The following is a 17923-nucleotide window of genomic DNA, read 5'->3' on the forward strand; positions in this document are numbered from 1 at the left end:
TCCTTATCGGAATTATAAAGATAATTAATTTTTCTAATCCTCACGGGGCTCCTAGGATGGACGCCTAACGTCTTAGGAGAAAGAGTCATGTCGTCTATCGTAGTCGTAGGTGCTAACTGGGGTGATGAAGGCAAAGGCCGCATCGTCGATTATCTGGCAGGCCAGGCTGGCGCCAGTATTCGTTTCCAGGGCGGCAACAACGCCGGCCACACCGTGGTCAACGATCTGGGCACCTTCAAGCTGCACCAGGTGCCGAGCGGCGTCTTCAACCCGGATTGCCTGGTCGTGCTGGGCCCCGGCATGGTGATCAGCCCCGAGAAGCTCACCGTCGAGCTGGAAGAGGTCAAGGCCTCCGGCGTCATGCCCAAGCTCGCCATCTCTGACCGTGCCACCCTCTGCCTGCCGCTGCACGCGCTGGAAGACACCCTGGAAGAGCAACGCCTGGGTGACGGCGCCTACGGCTCCACCCGTCAGGGCATCGCCCCGGCTTACGGTGATCGGGTCATGAAAAAGGCGATCCTGGTGGGCTGGCTGAAACAGCCGGACGTGCTGGTCGAGCGCATCCAGTTCATGCTGGACTGGAAACTGCCGCAGATGAAGGCTCTCTATCCGGACTTCGAATTCACCCAGACCGCCCAGGAGATGGCCGACTGGCTGCTGGAAGTGTCCGCTCCCTGGCTGGACGCCGTCTGCAACGTCAGCATGCCCCTCAAGGCACTGCAAGCCGAAGGCAAGACCCTGCTGTTCGAAGCCCAACTGGGTGCCGGCCGTGATCTCATCTACGGCGAGTACCCCTGGGTCACCTCCTCCCACGTTTCCGGCGCCTACGCCGGCATCGGTGGCGGTCTGCCGGGCCTGCGCCCGGAGCGCGTCATCGCCGTGGCCAAGGCCTTCAGCTCCTCCGTCGGTACCGGCACCCTGCTGACCGCCATGGAGAACCAGGACGAGTTCCGCAAGATCACCAACGAGTTCGGCGCCACCACCGGCCGTCCCCGTGACGTGGGTTACTTCGATGCCGTTGCCACCAAGAACGGCGTCGAGCTGCAGGCGGCCACCGAAGTGGCCCTGACCAAGCTGGACTGCCTGACCGGTCTGCCGGATCTGAAGATCTGCGTGGCCTACGAAGGTGCCCACACCGAGAACCCGATCTGGCCGCAGACCGCCGCCCTCACCCCCGTCTACGAGAAGATGGAGAGCTGGAGCGAAGACATCAGCGCCTGCCGCACCTTCGCCGAGCTGCCCAAGGCTGCCCAGGACTATGTGCTGCGCATCGAAGCCCTGCTGGGCGTGCCGGTGCCCATGGTCTCCGTCGGCCCGGGCCGTGACGAGATGATCCTGCGCTAAGGCCCCTCGCCTCTCCCAAAAACCGGCATCCCAGGATGCCGGTTTTTTTATGCCTCTCAAAAGCCCCTAACAGCTCACAAAAGCCGTCTCCATGGCATAATTTGAGCCATATGGGCACTCTTTTTTGAGCCAGCCCCCTTAGAGTGAATGCCATATTCACACAAAGGAGTGCCCATCATGAGATCCCCCATTATCCCGCTGCTGCCCCTGTTCTGCCTCGCGGCTCTGCCCGCCGGCGCCATGACCCTCAAGAGTACCGACATCCGCGAGGGTGAATCCATGGACAAGGTCTTCAGCTTCAACGGCTTTGGTTGCAGCGGCGAGAACCGCTCCCCCCAGTTGAGCTGGCAGAGCCTGCCCGCCGGCACCCAGAGCGTCGCCATCACCGCCTATGACCCGGACGCCCCCACCGGCAGCGGCTGGTGGCACTGGCTGGTGGTGAACCTGCCGGCCAGCCAGAGCGAGCTGCCGAGCAATGCCTCCGGCAAGATCAAACAGGGGCTGGAGCTTGGCACCGACTACGGTACCCAGGGTTATGGCGGCCCCTGCCCGCCCGCCGGTCACGGCATGCACCGCTACCAGTTCACCGTCTGGGCCCTGCCCAAGGCGCTGGAGGTGAAGGCCAACACCCCGCCCGCCATGGTAGGCTACATGCTCAACAGCCTGGCCCTTGGCAAGGCCACCCTGACCGCCACCTTCACCACCCCCTAGGAGCCCGCCCGATGAGCACGCCCCTGCTGCAACTGAATCACTACTTCGGGATCCGCCAGCAGCCCCTGCGCCGGGTGCTCATCTACGCGCCGACCCTCATCTGGGTGCAGCAGGGCCGCAAGCAGCTGTGGTGGCGGGAGCAGCGCCTCTCCTTTGACAAGGAGAGCTGGCTGCTGATCCCGGCGGGTCACCGGCTCACCTTCGTCAACCAGCCGGAGCAGGGCACGTTTCGCTCCCAGGCGCTCACCCTGCTGGCCCCGCCACCGGCCGAGTGGCTGGCAGAGAGCACCCTCGATCTCCTCAAGCCACCGGCCATCAGGGTGACGCCGGCCCTCGCCTTCTGCTTCGATCTCGTCACCACCATGGCGCAGCGGCAGCTCTGCGAGACGGCCCAGACCCAGCTGCTGCAAGGGTTTTATGGCGAGCTCAGGGCAGCGGGGGGCCTTGGCCTGCTCTTTCCTGCCACCACCATGACCCTGGGGGAGCGGCTGGCCCGTTACCTCAGCGTGGAGCCTGGTCTTGATCACCGTCTGGAGACGGTAGCGACCCACTTCGCCATGAGCCGCGCCTCCCTGGTCCGCAAACTGGCCGCCGAGGGGCGCAGCTTTCGCCAGGTGCTGACCCAGGTACGCCTGGGGCACGCCCTCACCCTGCTGCAACAGGGGCTCACTCCGCTTCAGACCGCCCTCGCCTGTGGCTACGACTCCCCCGGCCGCTTTGCCGCGCGCTTCAAGGAGGAGTTCGGCCTGACCCCCCACCAATACCTGCGTACCTGCCCCTCCTCTCTCTCACTGACTGCCACCACAAAAGTAAATAATTACTAAAATACAAAGCTATGTAACCTCGTGTAACCGGGTGATCCGGCTCACACTCGCCCCTCCTGCACTGTGACACAGCGCCAATAATCCCGTCAGAATCGCCCTATAATGGCTCTCGCAAACGCTTTCACTAAAACAAATACTAAAAAACACCTTCCTTAACCTACAAAAACTGTCATTGGAGCGAGAGATGTTTCGTAAAAGTTTACTATCCGTCACCCTGAGCGTCGCCCTGTTCGGCCTCACTGCCTGCAACGGCAATGACTCCAGCAGCCCGGCCGCCCCCAGCGCCACCCTGGCGAACCAGTATCAGAACGTGATCGACCGCAGCGGCACCCCGCTCCAGTTCCGTGACTTTGACAGCTACGCCAACCTCAAATACAACCCGCTGCTCGATCTCGGTGCCTGGCACGGCTTCCTGCTGCCCGCCAGCGACAGCGAGTGGGGCGGCTTTACCGGCCCCATGGTCATCGCCGAGGAGTACAGCCTGTTCTTCGCAAGCGAATTGGACAAGCTGACCCTGAGCGACGAGAGCGGCCGCGCCTTTCCGCTCACCAGCGCCAGCAAGCAGGCGCTGTACGCCATCCCGGGGGCGCTGGTGCAACGCTTCGAATTCGACCCCTTCACCCTGGAGCTGGAGCTGCGCTACGGCGATGCCCGCACTGCGCTGGTTCGCACCCGCCTCATCAACCACACTGACGCCCCCCTCACCCTCAAGCTCAACTGGCAGGGGGAGCTGCTCAAGCAGTGGGATGCCAACAAGACGGTCGCCGAGCAGTACCCCGCCTGGACCCGCACCATCAGCCAGACCGAGCGCGGCGTGGCATTCCAGTTTGGCAAACTGCGCAGCACCTGGAACATCATGCAAAGCGGCAGCGCCCGCTATCGCATCGACCGCACCCTGCCCAGTCGCACCACCCTCGACGAGCAGGGGCTCGGCTACGTGAGCGAGGCCAGCCTCACCCTGGCAGCCAAGGGCCAGCAGGATATCTACACCCTGCAGAGCTATGTCCACAGCAGTGCTGACGCGAGTCGCTTCGAGCAGAGCCGCCAGGCGCTGCTGGCCGACCCCGCCAGCCATTTCGACGACGCCATCCGCCGCTGGGAGGATTACCTGGCGCGCGGCCTCTCCAATCAGGGGATCCCGGAGTCGGAGCGGCGCATCGCGGTCAAGGCGATGGAGACACTCAACGGCAACTGGCGCTCGCCGGCCGGTGCCATCCTGCACGACGGGGTGACCCCCTCCAACACCGCCCGCTGGTTCGACGGAGTCTGGGCCTGGGACAGCTGGAAGCACGCCTATGCCATGGCCCACTTCAACCCCGAGGTAGCCAAGAACAACGTGCGCGCCATGTATGACTACCAGATCCAGGCCGATGACCCGGTCCGACCCCAGGACGCCGGCATGGTGATCGACGCCGTCTTCTACAACAAGCTCGCCGATCGCGGCGGCGACGGCGGCAACTGGAACGAGCGCGACACCAAGCCGCCCCTCTCCGCCTGGGCCATCTGGGAGATCTACAGCGCCACCCAGGACAAGGCCTTCATCGCCGAGATGTACCCGAAGATCCAGACCTATCACGACTGGTGGTATCGGGCGCGGGACAACAACCGCAACGGCATCATCGAATATGGCGCCACCCGCCACGTCGAGCACAACGACGAGTTCGGCAACATCACCTTCAAGGTGCAGTACCCGACGGGGGCACCGGTCGGGCTGGATCTGTCGAGCTGTACCAATGAGGGAGATGGCTGGTATGGCTGCGCCGGCATGGCGCTCTATCAGCAGGTATTGAGCGTTGGCGGCTACGCCGACATGGATATCGGCGCCCAGCACGGTGCTGGCTGGGAGTCCGGCATGGACAACGCCGCCCGCTTCGGCTTTATCGAACCGGAGCAGCTCAAGCGCTATGCCGACAAGACCTATGGCGGCGACATGGCCAAGGCTCGCCAGGACTGGAACGTCTTCTTCTTTGAAAACCATCAGGACGATGGCAGCCTCATCGGCTTCTCCATCGATCAGGAGTCGGTGGAGCTCAACGCCTTCCTCGCCAAGGAGAAACGCATCCTGGCCGACATGGCCGAGCTCCTCGGCAAACCGGACGAGGCGAGCCGCTACCGCGAAGGGGCAACCCAGCTGGCCGATTACATCAACAGCTGCCTGTTCGATGAGGCCTCCGGCTTCTATTACGACCGCCAGATAGCCCAGGGGGATCTGCCCGACGCCAACGGCTGCGTCGGCAAGCTGTTGACCGCCCGCGGCCGTGGCCCGGAAGGGTGGAGCCCGCTCTGGGCCGAGGTGGCGGACAAAGAGAAGGCGGCGCGGGTGCGAGAGGTGATGCTCAATGCCCAGGAGTTCAACACCAAGGTGCCGCTCGGCACGGCGGCGCTGACCAACCCGGCCTACGACCCCGACATCTACTGGCGCGGCCGGGTCTGGCTGGATCAGTTCTACTTCGGGGTGAAGGGGCTGGAGAACTACGGCTATCGCAGCGATGCCCAACAGCTCGTCAACAAGCTGTTTAGCAATGCCGAGGGGCTGGCGGGCAGCGGCCCCATCCGCGAGAACTACAACCCGGAGACCGGCGCCATGCAGGGGGCCAGCAACTTCAGCTGGAGCTCGGCCCACCTCTATATGCTCTATCGCAACTTCCTGAAAACCGAGGGTTGATCCCTCTTTGCAGCAATGAGCCAACAAAAAGGCCTCCGCAAGGGAGGCCTTTCTTATGGCAGCGCCGCAGGTGGCGACTTACTTCACGGTCACCCGGGCAAACTTGCGCTTGCCGACCTGGTAGACGGCGGTACCGGCACCGATGAGGGCCTTGCCATCGTCCAGCTTCTCGCCATCAACCTTCACCGCGCCCTGCTTGATCATCCGCAGCGCTTCGGAGGTGGTGGCCACCAGATCGGCGTCTTTGAGCAGGTTGGCAATGGCCAGCCCTTCCCCTTCCAGTGCCAGCTCGACTTCCGGCATGTCGTCCGGAATGGCGTTCTTGGAGAAGCGCTGGGTGAAATCTTCGTGGGCCGCCTCAGCCGCCGCTTCGTCGTGATAACGGGCGATGATCTCCTTGGCCAGCCAGATCTTCACGTCGCGCGGGTTGAGGGTGCCGGCGGCGATACCTGCCTTGAACTCTTCGATTTCAGCCAGCGGACGGAAGGAGAGCAGTTCGTAGTAGTTCCACATCAGATCGTCGGTGATGGACATGATCTTGCCGAACATCTCCCCCGGGGCATCGTGTACGCCGATGTAGTTGGCAGCGGACTTGGACATCTTCTTGACACCGTCCAGGCCTACCAGCAGCGGCATCATCAGCACGCACTGGGTCGCCATGCCCGCATCTTTTTGCAGCTCGCGACCCATCAGCAGGTTGAACTTCTGATCGGTACCGCCGAGCTCGACGTCCGCCTTCAGCGCGACCGAGTCATAGCCTTGCAGCAGCGGATAGAGGAATTCGTGAATGGCGATGGACTGGCCGTTGCTGTAGCGCTTCTTGAAGTCGTCGCGCTCCATCATGCGGGCCACGGTCTGCTTGGCCGCCAGCTTGATCATGCCGGTCGCGCCCAGCTCACTCAGCCAGGTGGAGTTGTACTCGATGCGGGTCTTGGCCGGGTCGAGGATCTTGAACGCCTGCTCGGCATAGGTGAGGGCGTTGTGCTTGATGGCCTCTTCGGAGAGCGGCGGACGGGTGGCGTTCTTGCCGGAGGGGTCACCCACCATGGCGGTGAAGTCACCGATCAGCAGGATCACTTCATGGCCCAGATCCTGGAAGGTCTTCAGCTTGTTGAGGATCACGGTATGACCCAGGTGGATGTCCGGCGCGGTCGGGTCCATCCCCAGCTTGATGCGCAGGGGGCGCCCTTCCTTCAACTTGGCGATCAGTTCTTCTTCAACCAGAATTTCTTCCGCTCCGCGCTTGATCTCGGCTAGCGCCACCTCGAGCTGGGACATTTTTTGACTCTCCAATCACGATTCCACAGGGCCAGACATATTACTGGAATGGCGGGCCAATTGGAAAGGCGGTAAACTCCGACCTTCTTCCGGGTTCAACTTTGTCTGCTTCTCATGGTCCTTTGGCACGCCTTCAACTCTCTCCCTCACTGGCACCGCAAGATGGTGCTGATCCTGAGCATCATGGTGATGATGCTGGCGGCCTGGCCGAGCGAACAGGCAGTCGCCACCCGGGTCGATGACAACGACAACGAACTGGCCGTCGAGCAGCAGGTCGACGAGGAGGCCCAGCTGGCACGGGCCGAGCCCGTCACCCCGCCCAAACCGCGCTATGTCACCAGACAGGTGAAGGTGCGCAGCGGCGACAACATGGGGGTCATCTTCCAGCGCCTCGGCCTCAGTACCACGGATCTGCACCTCATCGACCAGCTCGAGGGCACGGATACCCTGCGCCTGCTCAAGCCCGGTCAGGAGCTCACCTTCAAGCTCACCAAGGGCGGCGAGCTGCACAGCCTCTATTACCCCCACAGCCTGGAGCAGGCGCTCAAGGTGAACCGCCGGGATGACGGCTTCGTGGCCAGGCCGGTGAAGATCGAGCTCGACACCCGCGAACAGGTGGCCCAGGGGGAGATCCGCTCCAGCTTCTGGGGCGCCGCCGTCGAAGCGGGCATGACGGAAGACCAGATCATGGATCTCGCCGCCATCTTCGGCTGGGACATCGACTTTGCCCAGGACCTGCAACCGGGGGACAGCTTCCGGGTGGTCTACCAGGACAAATACCAGGATGACGAGCGGGTTGCTTCCGGCGACATCCTGGCCGCCGAGTTCATCAACCAGGGGGCCATCTACCGCGCCGTGCTGAACACGGATGGCAACTACTACACCCCGGACGGCAAGGCGATGCGCAAGAGCTTCCTGCGCGCACCGGTCAACTTCAAATACATCAGCTCCAACTTCAATCCGCGCCGCCTTCACCCGGTCACCGGCAAGGTGCGTCCCCACAACGGCATCGACTACGTAGCGCCGGTGGGGACCCCCATCATGGCGGCGGGCGGCGGCAGCGTGGTGGCCGCCGGCTACAACCAGTTCAACGGCAACTACGTCTTCATCAAGCATGCCGGCAACTACGTGACCAAGTATCTGCACCTATCCAAGCGCACCGTCAACAAGGGGCAGCGAGTGAAGCAGGGCCAGACCATCGGCCTGCTCGGCGGCACCGGCCGGGTCACAGGCCCGCACCTGCACTATGAGTTCGTGGTGGGCGGCGTACACAAGAACCCGCGCACCCTCAACCTGCCCCAGGCGGAGTCTCTCAGCGGGCGGGCGCTGGCCAGCTTCAAGGCCCAGGCCATGCCCCAACTGGCCAAGCTGGACAGCCCCGAGCTGCAACTGGCCAGAAACAAGGGCAACGGCGACGACAGCTGACCGCTGTCGACCAAGGTGGAACACGGTATCAGACCGTTCCTCTGCATCATTGAAAGGGGGTTGTCATGACTGAGCTCTATATAGGCTGGATGTCCGGTACCAGAGCGGGGCATGGTATCGAACCGTTCCCCCGCATCATTGAAAGGGGTTGTCATGACTGAACGCTATATAGGCTTGATGTCCGGTACCAGCATGGACGGTATCGACGCCGTGCTGGTGCAGCTCGAGGGGGATGCACTGCGGGTCGAGGCGGCGCTGTGCCATCCCTGGCCTGTCGATACGGCTCGCACCCTGCATGAGCTTTGCACCCCGGGGGAGAACGAAATCGACCGCATGGGGGTCGCCGACAACCTGGTGGCCCGCGAGTTTGCCGCCGCCACCCACGCCCTGCTGGCCAAGGCGGGGCTGACTCCCAAGGAGATTCGCGCCATCGGCAGCCACGGCCAGACCATCCGCCACCGCCCCCAGCTCGGCTTTACCCTGCAGATCGGCAACGCGGCCCTGCTGGCGGCCCTGACCGGCATCGACGTGGTGGCCGATTTTCGCACCATGGACATGGCCCTCGGCGGCCAGGGTGCGCCTCTGGTGCCCGCCTTCCATCAGGCGCTCTTTGCCCGCCCCGACGCCCTTCGGGTGGTGCTGAACCTCGGCGGCATTGCCAATATCTCGGTGCTGCCCGGCCAGGCCGACGGGGGGGCGGGTTCAGGGGTATATGGCTTCGATACCGGCCCCGCCAACACCCTGCTCGACGGCTGGTATCGCCGCCACCAGCCCCACGGTGGCAGCTATGATGCCGGTGGCCAGTGGGCCGCCAGCGGCAGGCTTATCCCTGCGCTGCTGGAGCAGTTGCTGGCTCACCCCTACTTCGCCGCCCCCGCCCCCAAGAGCACGGGGCGTGAGATGTTCACCCTCGACTGGCTCGACGGCGAGCTGGACGGCTGCGCATACGCCCCCGCTGATGTGCAGCGTACCCTGCAATCCCTCACCTGCCACAGCATCGCCCGCCAGTTGCCCGCCCACAGTGGCGCGCCAACCCGGCCCGAGCTGTTTGTCTGCGGTGGCGGCGCCCACAACGCCCCGCTGCTGGCGGAGCTTGCTGTCCTGCTGCCCGACTGGCATCTGACCAGTACCGCCCAGCTCGGCCTTGCACCGGACTGGGTGGAAGGGGCCGCCTTTGCCTGGCTGGCACAACGCTTTATCCAGCGAAAGCCGGGCAACCTGCCTGCGGTGACCGGCGCGAGCCGCCCGGCGGTACTGGGCGCCCTCTATCCCGCCTGAGCCGCTCCCCGAGCGCCCTCCCCCTAATGGAACAAGCCCGAACAGGTGCACCTGATCGGGCTTGTTGTTATGCCTGGCGCCAGATGGCGCAGACCCGTCACTCTGTGCTCCCTACCCGAGCCGCTCTTTCAACCTGGCCGCCTGCGCCTTGAAGGTCTCATAATCGGCGACATGCCGACTCCTGGCGGCGGTGATCCACTGCACGCCCGTCTCGTCGGCGTGGGAAAATTCGATGCAAAACTCATATTTCGCGCTGGAGAGCAGCCCCATCAGGGCGCCAGACAGAAAACCCACCAGGGGCAGGAAGAGCACGATGAGCCAGTTGCCCGCCTGCTCGTAGGAAGGGGTGAAGTAAAAGAGCACACTGGAGGTGACCACTCCCAGCAACAAGGTCTTCTTGAGCCTATCCATCCAGCCGAGTGCTTTTACCTGCACGCCGACGATGCGGCCCAGATCGTAGCGATCCTTGTTCACCCTCAGTGTGTTGTCCGACTGTTCAATGGCAATGGCCATCCTGATACTCCGTCCTGTTGGCTATGGCGATAAGGGGTTGCCGTGGCGGCCCCGGATTGTGCATCCCGTGATCATGACGGACCAGCAGCCAGCCACGGGGGCGATGGGCGGCACCTCCCCCAACAGGAACACACGCTGCGCATGGTATCGTATGGCGCCAAACATCAAAAGACGTTCACATCAAAAGGCGAGGTGGATCACCTTCTACCCGCCCCTTGTCCCCCGTGCAGCCGTTGGCTTTTCTGGCCATCCCCTCTTGGGCAAGGTAGCCGGGGAGCAGGGGTCAGTGAGATAACAGCCCCGTGATGACCATCAGCAGGGGCGGGCCGATGGGATGGCACCATGGGCCCGCACCTCGAAAGCACTCCCATGGCCCCTAGAAGGCCCACTTCAGGAAGCGGTTTACCTGGCGCTTGACCGGTGCACAGAGCGGCGGTTTGGGAGGGTCCAGGTTGATCTGTCTGCGGCCCACCCTGGCTTCGCCCCGCAGCAGGATCTGGAGATAGTGGGGGTGATGACGCTGGATGAAACGGGAGATCTCATGGGCCCAGGGTTTGGGCACTCCCCACAGGGTCGAGGCCAGGGCGCCGACGATACAGAAGAAGGCGGGATCGCGCATGCCCATCCTGACGCCATTCTCCAGCGCCTCTTTGAGGGAGCCCGAATGAGCGATGCAGGTCATCACATTGACCATGAAGGCGGCATAGTCATCTTCCCCGCCGTGGCCCACCCTGGCCACCAGCCCGGCCTGCGGTCTGTAGCCGAACTGGTGGCCGATGTGCTCAAGCACTGCATTGCGCTGGCGAATGACCTTGGCATAGAACATCAGCATGGCGGTACAGTCGAGCGCCTGGCTCAAGGCCGCCTGATGGGGATGGGTCTGGGTGGGACGGGGCGTGGTCAGCAGCGCGATCTCCTCCGAGATGGCGAGCAGACCGATGGGCACCGCCGTGCTGATAAAGGCAAGATCGATGGCGATCGCCAGGTCCTGGCCCTCCTCCATCCGGCCAATGACCACCTGCTCGGCAAAGAGGCGACGCTGGCGCTCGATAAAGGCGCCATAGATCAGGGCCCTGAACTTCTTCTGGGGATAGGGGGTATCGAGCAGGGTCTCCATGGTCAGGATGGCGGCACCGGTGCGACCGCGCAGTTGATAGTCGGGGACGAGGGGGAAGTGCTTGCCTAGGCGGGGGGTGGCCGAAACCCGCTGGTGCGGCTGTACATGTCACCCAGAATGAATCCAAGCATAAAACCTCCGAAGTCAGATGACGGGGATCGCGATGCGATCGCATGTGCCACTCCCGGGCAGATGAGTGCCGATCCGTGCTGCTCGTCGGCAGGGTCCCTGATTTCATTATTAATCATACAGTTAATAATCCACCCAAACCCCGACCTAGGTCGCAATAACGGCAGTTGATGACAAAGAACACAAATAAGGGTGGTGCGGGGAAGATGAGCCGGCTGCATCGCAAGGAGTGCGGGATACGTCAGGGCGGCAAAGCAGGGCGGACTCCGGGGCCCCTTCACAGGGAGGGTCATAACAGGAGTGATATGAGGCCCCCTCCCCTTGCTTATGAGCCTTGTTGGCGGGGTGCGTTCGCGCCGCTGAAAAGATATGGCATAGGCGATGTGGCGACCCGCCCATGTCAGCCTCCGCCGCAGGGGCTAAAAAGCGCCCTCTCTTTCTCCCGTATTTATGTCATGACCTGTGGCCATGCAAAGAGGGTGAATGTTATTTCAGTGTGCTCACCGCAGCATATTTTGGCGGCGCTGAACAGGGCGTCGAGAGAGCGATAAATAGATAGCTATGCAAAACCGGGAGAATAAGCTGCAATGTCGCCAAAAGTATTAACGGAGGATTCACAGACTGTAACCCTGATGCGCGACAATATGGTGCTATCTGGTTCCACTTTCATGGTAAAGCGGGATCATCATCACCTTTATTTGCCATGCCCGTCATGAATTGAATCGCAAAATGAATATATTTCACTCTGTTGAGCCACCTCATAGAAACAGGATCCCGGTTTGCATCCCCGGATAACCGCCCCCTAGAATTCTCCCGTCTGAATCACCAGGCCAATTTCTCTCCCTTGTCTGTTGCACGCGCTGTCTGCATCGAAACAGGGCTCGACACTGTGATGATCGTTCTCCTTTTCTCCGTCGCCCTGCGGCGGGAACGGGCAACTGTTGCCGCAATATCACGAGTCATCAGCGTGCCGCATTCGGTCAGGGAAGAACAATGCGGCCCGGACCCTACATCAAAAACGAAAAAGGAGTATCGCCATGAGTGGTACCATCATCAAATCCGCCAGAAATACCCCCAATGCGCCTCAGGATCTGGGGCCCTATACCCAGAGCGTGGCCTTCTCCCACTACAACAATATTGCCGCCCAGCTGCCGGTCGATCCGAAAACGGGCGCGCTGGTCGCAGGGGATATCCAGGCGCAGGCCAGGCAGTGTCTCACCAATATCCAGGCCATCGTCCAGAGCATTGGCCACGGCATGGAGGACATGGTGAAGGTGACCCTGTTCCTCGCGGACATCGCCGACCTCGATGCCGTCAACGCCGTCTATCGGGAATTCTTCCCCCACTCGCTGCCGACCCGCACAGTGCTCGCCGTCGCCGGTCTGCCGCTCGGCGCCAGGGTGCAGATGGACGCCCTGCTCTCCAACGGGGAAGGCACCTGCCCCCAGGCTCCCTGCCCGCTGCTCAAGATCTCCCGCAATAGCGACCACGCCCCGCAGGATCCGCTCTCCAGCCAGAGCGTCGCCTTCTCCCATTACAACAATATCGGTGCCCAGCTGCCCCTCGACCCCGCCTCTGGCGCCCTGGTTGACGGTGGCATCCGCGAGCAGGCGGCCCAGTGCCTGCGCAATATCAAAACCGTGCTGGAGAGCATCGACGTGCCCTTCGACGATATCGTCAAGGTGACTGTCTATCTTACCAATCTGGCGGATCTCGACGCCGTCAACGAGGTCTACACCACCTTCTTCCCGGACTCCGCCATCGCCCGCGCCGTCGCCTATCTGCCCGCCCGCTCTGTGGTCAGTGCCGCCGCCCTGCCCATGGGGGCACGGGTGCAGATGGATGCGGTCATCTCCCACGGTGACGGCACCCCGCCCCAGCTGGTGGAAGACAGGCACAACCTGGTGATCCGTGCCCGCAATACCGACAAAGCGCCACGCAGCCCGCTGCATACCCAGAGCGTCGCCTTCTCCCACTACAACCATATCGCTGGCCAGTTGCCGCTCGACATGACCACAGACAAAGTGCTGACCGGTTGCGTCCGTGAACAGACCGCCCAGTGCCTCGGCCATATCAAGACCATCGTCGAGAGCATCGGCCATGTGATGGACGATATCGTCAAGGTCAATATCCAGCTGAAAAACATCGAGGATCTGGACGCGGTCAATGCCATCTACACCCAATACTTCCCGGGCTACCACCCCGCCCGCACCGTGATCGGCGTCAGCGAGCTGCCCGCCGGCGCCCTGGTGCAGATGGATGCCGTACTCTCCAATGCGGAAAGCACCCCGCCGCAGGGGTAAATGTTGCGTTCAATAATAAAAAGAGACCGGTTATATGCCGGTCTCTTTTTACGTAACGTGATGACATTTTCCTATTAACCCCAAGATTTAAAAACTGCCATATTATTGACTTATCGCAAGACCAGAAAAATAACACACCATCAAAGAAACTATTTAAGGTTAATATTAGACTATAGTATAACCTCACATAAATAAGACTTCACTCTACAAGAAAATCGTCAATTTCACCGATTAAAATCATCAAGGACTTCATATTTTCGCTAAGATTTAAGTATGTATTTTCCATATCTAATGCGTTAACTGTACGCTCAACATGCTTACGAGACTTTTTATAAGCAAAACCAACCAAATTATATATCTCATGTAGCATTGAACTAGGGTGTTCAATTATCTCAGTATTAATTGATGCAAGGTCAATATTCAATTTGTTTTTTATTTCACCTAAATTTAGAGCGTTATGAATTTTTTCATAATGATTAATCTCCGCAAGAAACCATGTTTCAATTTCTCGAACCGCGATCACAATATTAAAATCTATCGAATTCTTAGGTATTACATAGTTAGATGCACCCTCAACATCCTTGAGCTCATCTAAGGCAATCGGATACAAATCTCGCAGACCAATAACCTTCTCAAAACCTTCTTTTTGTAGGTTGTAAATATTATCCTTTACATCAGAGACGACTCTTGAATCACTTGAAGAATCCCTGATCAATACATAGTATTTTGTTTCTTCCTGACTCTTTACAATAATTTCATTAATTGCAGCTCTCGGCGATTGCGCACCACCTTGCAGCCGATCAAGTTGAATGGTTAGGTTCTTTTTCCCTGCAACTTCCTCAATCAACCTTTTAATAAATAACTGTTCTGTCTGCCCTTCAACAAATATAGCTAGCTTTCTCATTCTGCCCCCTGATAAAAATCAGTTGAGAAGAAATCAAAGTTATTTAGACCTGTGTATTTGAATTTCCTAAATATAGACTCAGAATTAAATTTATTTATTGCCCTACATGACTGCCCATTTCTCACCAATACAGACCAATAACTGAGATCAACCTGATTCATAACAAATCGATCATTTGACGTCATAATAATTTGATATTTTGCACTCTCTGCCTTTTCGCATATTTTTTTAATCAATGACGTTGAACGATCGAAATCCAATCCTTCACCTATATCATCAACTAACAAACAACATTTTTTATTATCAAGGATAATATAATTATAATGAACAATGACAGATATTGCTCTAAACATGCCTTGCGACATATTTTCTTGAAACACGGGTACTTTGATATCCTTTTCTTTCACAAAAATCTTGTAGACCTTTTGATTATTCGCAATGCCGGCTTCAACACAACCAATATCGTCTACGTCATAACCTATATATTTCAAATCTGTAATGATTTCAGACTTCAGTTTTTCAAAAATTCCTTTTCGCTCGGCATCTTTTAAATGTGTAGAAACTGCCTCTACATTTTTATAATCAGACAAAAACTCACTGTCAGGCGCAAACAAATATAATGTATTCTGACCAAGAGGCGTACCAAAACGGGTGTGAATAGTATTTAATGCCCAATTAAAAAGTGGTTCAAGATATGGCTTTTGAATAATGTCTCGTTGAGATGCACACAAAAAATTAGGAGTAAACTGGCTTTCCAAGTAGCTTTGTATCGTTTCGAAATAAACCTTCGTTGTGCTATCTGTTGGTCCTTTAATTATTTTATAATTATCTGAGACAATGAGTTTCTCGGTTAGAATAACTCCATTAAATACATCTAACTCATAGGTTGTTTCAAATTCAGAATCAAAAACCACTTTATAATAATAGGTTTGCCCTGGTAATAAAGGAGTGCCAGATATAATATTTGCCAAATGACTTATAATATTTAGCGTTCGTGATTTCCCAGTCGCATTTTTACCAACAATTAGATTTATAGCACCAAGAGATAAGTCTTTCAGTTCCCACTCTGTGGGTTGGCCTTTATTTTCTATGAAATAAATTGATTTCAATCTCATTTCTCACCCCCTTTAAATATTGCCTGAGTCGTAATGATATTGATTAAATGGAAAAAAACAATAAAAAAACGCCCCCCATCTTGCGATGGAGGGCGTTTTATTTTCCAGCTATTGGGCCAAGACGACCCAATAGTCAGCAGCTTTTACAGGGATTCTGCGGTCGCAACCACGTTTTCCACGGTAAAGCCGAATTCCTTGAACAGCAGCTCGGCCGGGGCGGACTCACCGAAGGTGCGCATGCCAATGATCTTGCCGCCAAAGCCCACGTACTTGTACCAGTAGTCGGCGATGCCCGCTTCGATGGCCACGCGCTTGGTGACGGCGGCCGGCAGGACGGACTCCTTGTATTCGGCGGACTGGGCATCGAACACGTCGGTAGACGGGATGGAGACCACGCGCACGGCACGGCCCTTGGCAGTCAGCTGCTCATAGGCGGCAACGGCCAGCTCCACTTCGGAACCGGTGGCGATCAGGATCAGTTCCGGGGTACCGGCGCAATCCTTCAGCACGTAACCACCCTTGGCGGCATCGGCCAGTTGCTGGGCGGTGCGGTCCATCTGGGCCAGGTTCTGACGGGAGAAGATCAGGGAGGTCGGGCCGTCGGTACGCTCGATGGCGTGTTTCCAGGCGATGGCGGACTCTACCTGGTCACACGGGCGCCAGGTGCTCATGTTCGGGGTCAGACGCAGGGAGGCGATCTGCTCCACCGGCTGGTGAGTCGGACCATCTTCACCCAGACCGATGGAGTCGTGGGTGTAGACGAAGATGGCGCGCTGCTTCATCAGGGCGGCCATGCGCAGGGCGTTGCGGGCGTACTCCATGAACATCAGGAAGGTGGCGCCGTAGGGGATGAAACCACCGTGCAGGGCGATGCCGTTCATGATGGCGGACATGCCGAACTCGCGCACGCCGTAGTGGATGTAGTTGCCTGCGGCGCTCTCGGGAGTCAGGGACTTGGAGCCGGACCACATGGTCAGGTTGGACGGCGCGAGATCCGCGGAGCCGCCCATGAATTCCGGCAGCAGCTTGCCGAAAGCTTCCAGGGAGTTCTGGGACGCTTTACGGGTCGCGATCTTGGCCGGGTTGGCCTGCAGGGTTTCGATGATCTTGGCGGATTCAGCAGCCCAGTTGGCCGGCAGCTCGCCAGTGGTACGGCGCTTGAATTCGGCAGCCAAGGCCGGGTGAGCGGCTTCATAGGCGGCGAACTTGGCAGCCCAGTCGGATTCGAGCTTGGCGCCCTTCTCCTGACCGTTCCACTCGGCGGCGATGTCGGACGGGATGACGAACGGCGCGTGGTCCCACTTCAGGAAGGCACGGGCGGCGGCGATCTCGTCGTTGCCCAGCGGTGCGCCGTGGCAGTCGTGGGAGCCGGACTTGTTCGGGGAACCGTAGCCGATGATGGTGCGGCAGCAGATCAGGGTCGGCTTGCCGGTCTCGGCCTTGGCGGCTTCGATGGCGGCGTTGATGGCTTCCGGGTTGTGACCGTCAACGGCCGGGATGACGTGCCAGCCGTAGGCTTCGAAGCGCTTGGGAGTGTCGTCGGTGAACCAGCCTTCTACGTGACCGTCGATGGAGATGCCGTTGTCATCCCAGAACGCGATCAGCTTGCCCAGACCCAGGGTGCCGGCCAGGGAGCAGGCTTCGTGGGAGATACCTTCCATCAGGCAGCCGTCGCCCATGAAGGCGTAGGTGTAGTGGTCAACGATGTCGTGACCCGGCTGGTTGAACTGCTCGGCCATGGCCTTCTCGGCGATCGCCATGCCCACGGCGTTGGTGATGCCCTGACCCAGCGGACCGGTGGTGGTTTCAACGCCCGGCGCATAACCGTACTCCGGGTGACCCGGGGTGCGAGAGTGCAGTTGGCGGAAGTTTTTCAGATCGTCGATGGAGAGGTCATAACCGGAGAGGTGCAGCAGGGAGTACAGCAGCATGGAGCCGTGGCCGTTGGAGAGAATGAAACGGTCGCGGTCGGCCCACTTGGGGTTGTTCGGGTTGTGTTTGAGGTGGCTGCGCCACAGCACTTCAGCGATATCCGCCATTCCCATGGGGGCGCCCGGGTGACCGGAGTTGGCTTTTTGAACGGCATCCATACTCAATGCACGAATGGCATTGGCAAGCTCTTTACGAGAAGGCATCTGTATCTCCTGCGATTGCTTCATTTGATGGCCAAGATTAAGGCGCGTTATTGTCCCAGCAGGGGGCGCGGCGTGCAAATATTATCTGGGCGAATAAAGTGGCTTTGGGAGCACAATCGCTTTTCTGAGCGGGGAAAACGATTCAATCCGCCCCCTGACTTACCTCCATGGAGGTGGATCCC

General features: G+C 59.2%; 13 protein-coding genes. 7 read left to right on the plus strand and 6 right to left on the minus strand.

What is annotated here, in order from left to right:
- Positions 1 to 87: 87 nt before the first annotated feature.
- From AB5Y47_RS16400 to ygjK, 4 genes are all read left to right on the plus strand, one after another.
- Positions 88 to 1344, plus strand: a complete 1257-nt coding sequence (locus AB5Y47_RS16400) for an adenylosuccinate synthetase (protein WP_103243546.1) — start codon at positions 88 to 90, stop codon at positions 1342 to 1344.
- A gap of 177 nt (positions 1345 to 1521) precedes the next feature.
- Positions 1522 to 2055, plus strand: coding sequence for a YbhB/YbcL family Raf kinase inhibitor-like protein (locus AB5Y47_RS16405; protein ID WP_128297037.1), 534 nt, complete (start codon positions 1522 to 1524; stop codon positions 2053 to 2055).
- 11 nt (positions 2056 to 2066) lie between these two features.
- Positions 2067 to 2879, plus strand: coding sequence for a helix-turn-helix transcriptional regulator (locus AB5Y47_RS16410; protein WP_368220398.1), 813 nt, complete (start codon positions 2067 to 2069; stop codon positions 2877 to 2879).
- Positions 2880 to 3063: 184 nt separating this feature from the next.
- A complete protein-coding gene (ygjK, locus tag AB5Y47_RS16415) occupies positions 3064 to 5544 on the plus strand; it encodes an alpha-glucosidase (RefSeq protein WP_368220399.1) in 2481 nt (826 codons plus the stop codon).
- A gap of 78 nt (positions 5545 to 5622) precedes the next feature.
- Here ygjK and tyrS read toward each other — a convergent pair whose 3' ends face one another.
- Positions 5623 to 6822, minus strand: coding sequence for a tyrosine--tRNA ligase (tyrS, locus tag AB5Y47_RS16420; protein ID WP_039040151.1), 1200 nt, complete (start codon positions 6820 to 6822; stop codon positions 5623 to 5625).
- A 114-nt stretch (positions 6823 to 6936) separates the two neighbouring features.
- On the opposite strand from tyrS, the gene AB5Y47_RS16425 reads away from it, so the two are divergent.
- Complete coding sequence (locus tag AB5Y47_RS16425; RefSeq protein ID WP_124244872.1) at positions 6937 to 8247, plus strand: peptidoglycan DD-metalloendopeptidase family protein; 1311 nt, start codon at positions 6937 to 6939, stop codon at positions 8245 to 8247.
- A 153-nt stretch (positions 8248 to 8400) separates the two neighbouring features.
- Positions 8401 to 9525, plus strand: coding sequence for an anhydro-N-acetylmuramic acid kinase (locus AB5Y47_RS16430; RefSeq protein WP_368220400.1), 1125 nt, complete (start codon positions 8401 to 8403; stop codon positions 9523 to 9525).
- A gap of 111 nt (positions 9526 to 9636) precedes the next feature.
- Here AB5Y47_RS16430 and AB5Y47_RS16435 read toward each other — a convergent pair whose 3' ends face one another.
- Together AB5Y47_RS16435 and AB5Y47_RS16440 are read right to left on the minus strand one after the other, a co-directional pair.
- Positions 9637 to 10038 carry a hypothetical protein gene (locus AB5Y47_RS16435; RefSeq protein ID WP_223929890.1) on the minus strand — a complete coding sequence of 134 codons (402 nt, stop codon included), beginning with the start codon at positions 10036 to 10038 and terminating at the stop codon, positions 9637 to 9639.
- A 376-nt stretch (positions 10039 to 10414) separates the two neighbouring features.
- Positions 10415 to 11155, minus strand: a complete 741-nt coding sequence (locus tag AB5Y47_RS16440; RefSeq protein WP_368220402.1) for a hypothetical protein — start codon at positions 11153 to 11155, stop codon at positions 10415 to 10417.
- 1166 nt (positions 11156 to 12321) lie between these two features.
- Between AB5Y47_RS16440 and AB5Y47_RS16445 the strand changes: the two genes are divergently transcribed.
- Positions 12322 to 13587 carry a Rid family detoxifying hydrolase gene (locus tag AB5Y47_RS16445; protein ID WP_368220403.1) on the plus strand — a complete coding sequence of 422 codons (1266 nt, stop codon included), beginning with the start codon at positions 12322 to 12324 and terminating at the stop codon, positions 13585 to 13587.
- Positions 13588 to 13786: 199 nt separating this feature from the next.
- Here the strand turns inward: AB5Y47_RS16445 and AB5Y47_RS16450 are convergent, their stop codons facing one another.
- The 3 genes from AB5Y47_RS16450 to tkt all read right to left on the minus strand — a co-directional run bounded on the left by AB5Y47_RS16450 (position 13787) and on the right by tkt (position 17741).
- Positions 13787 to 14491 (minus strand): DUF4276 family protein, encoded by a 705-nt coding sequence (locus AB5Y47_RS16450; RefSeq protein ID WP_368220404.1) that lies wholly within the window; start codon positions 14489 to 14491, stop codon positions 13787 to 13789.
- Positions 14488 to 15606 carry an AAA family ATPase gene (locus AB5Y47_RS16455; RefSeq protein WP_368220405.1) on the minus strand — a complete coding sequence of 373 codons (1119 nt, stop codon included), beginning with the start codon at positions 15604 to 15606 and terminating at the stop codon, positions 14488 to 14490. The genes AB5Y47_RS16450 and AB5Y47_RS16455 overlap by 4 nt, the downstream gene beginning before the upstream one ends.
- Positions 15607 to 15749: 143 nt before the next feature.
- A complete protein-coding gene (tkt, locus tag AB5Y47_RS16460; RefSeq protein WP_039040146.1) occupies positions 15750 to 17741 on the minus strand; it encodes a transketolase in 1992 nt (663 codons plus the stop codon).
- Between the last annotated feature and the right edge of the window lie 182 nt (positions 17742 to 17923).

Source organism: Aeromonas sp. R7-2 (genome assembly GCF_040908105.1).
Taxonomy (GTDB): Bacteria; Pseudomonadota; Gammaproteobacteria; order Enterobacterales; family Aeromonadaceae; genus Aeromonas; species Aeromonas caviae.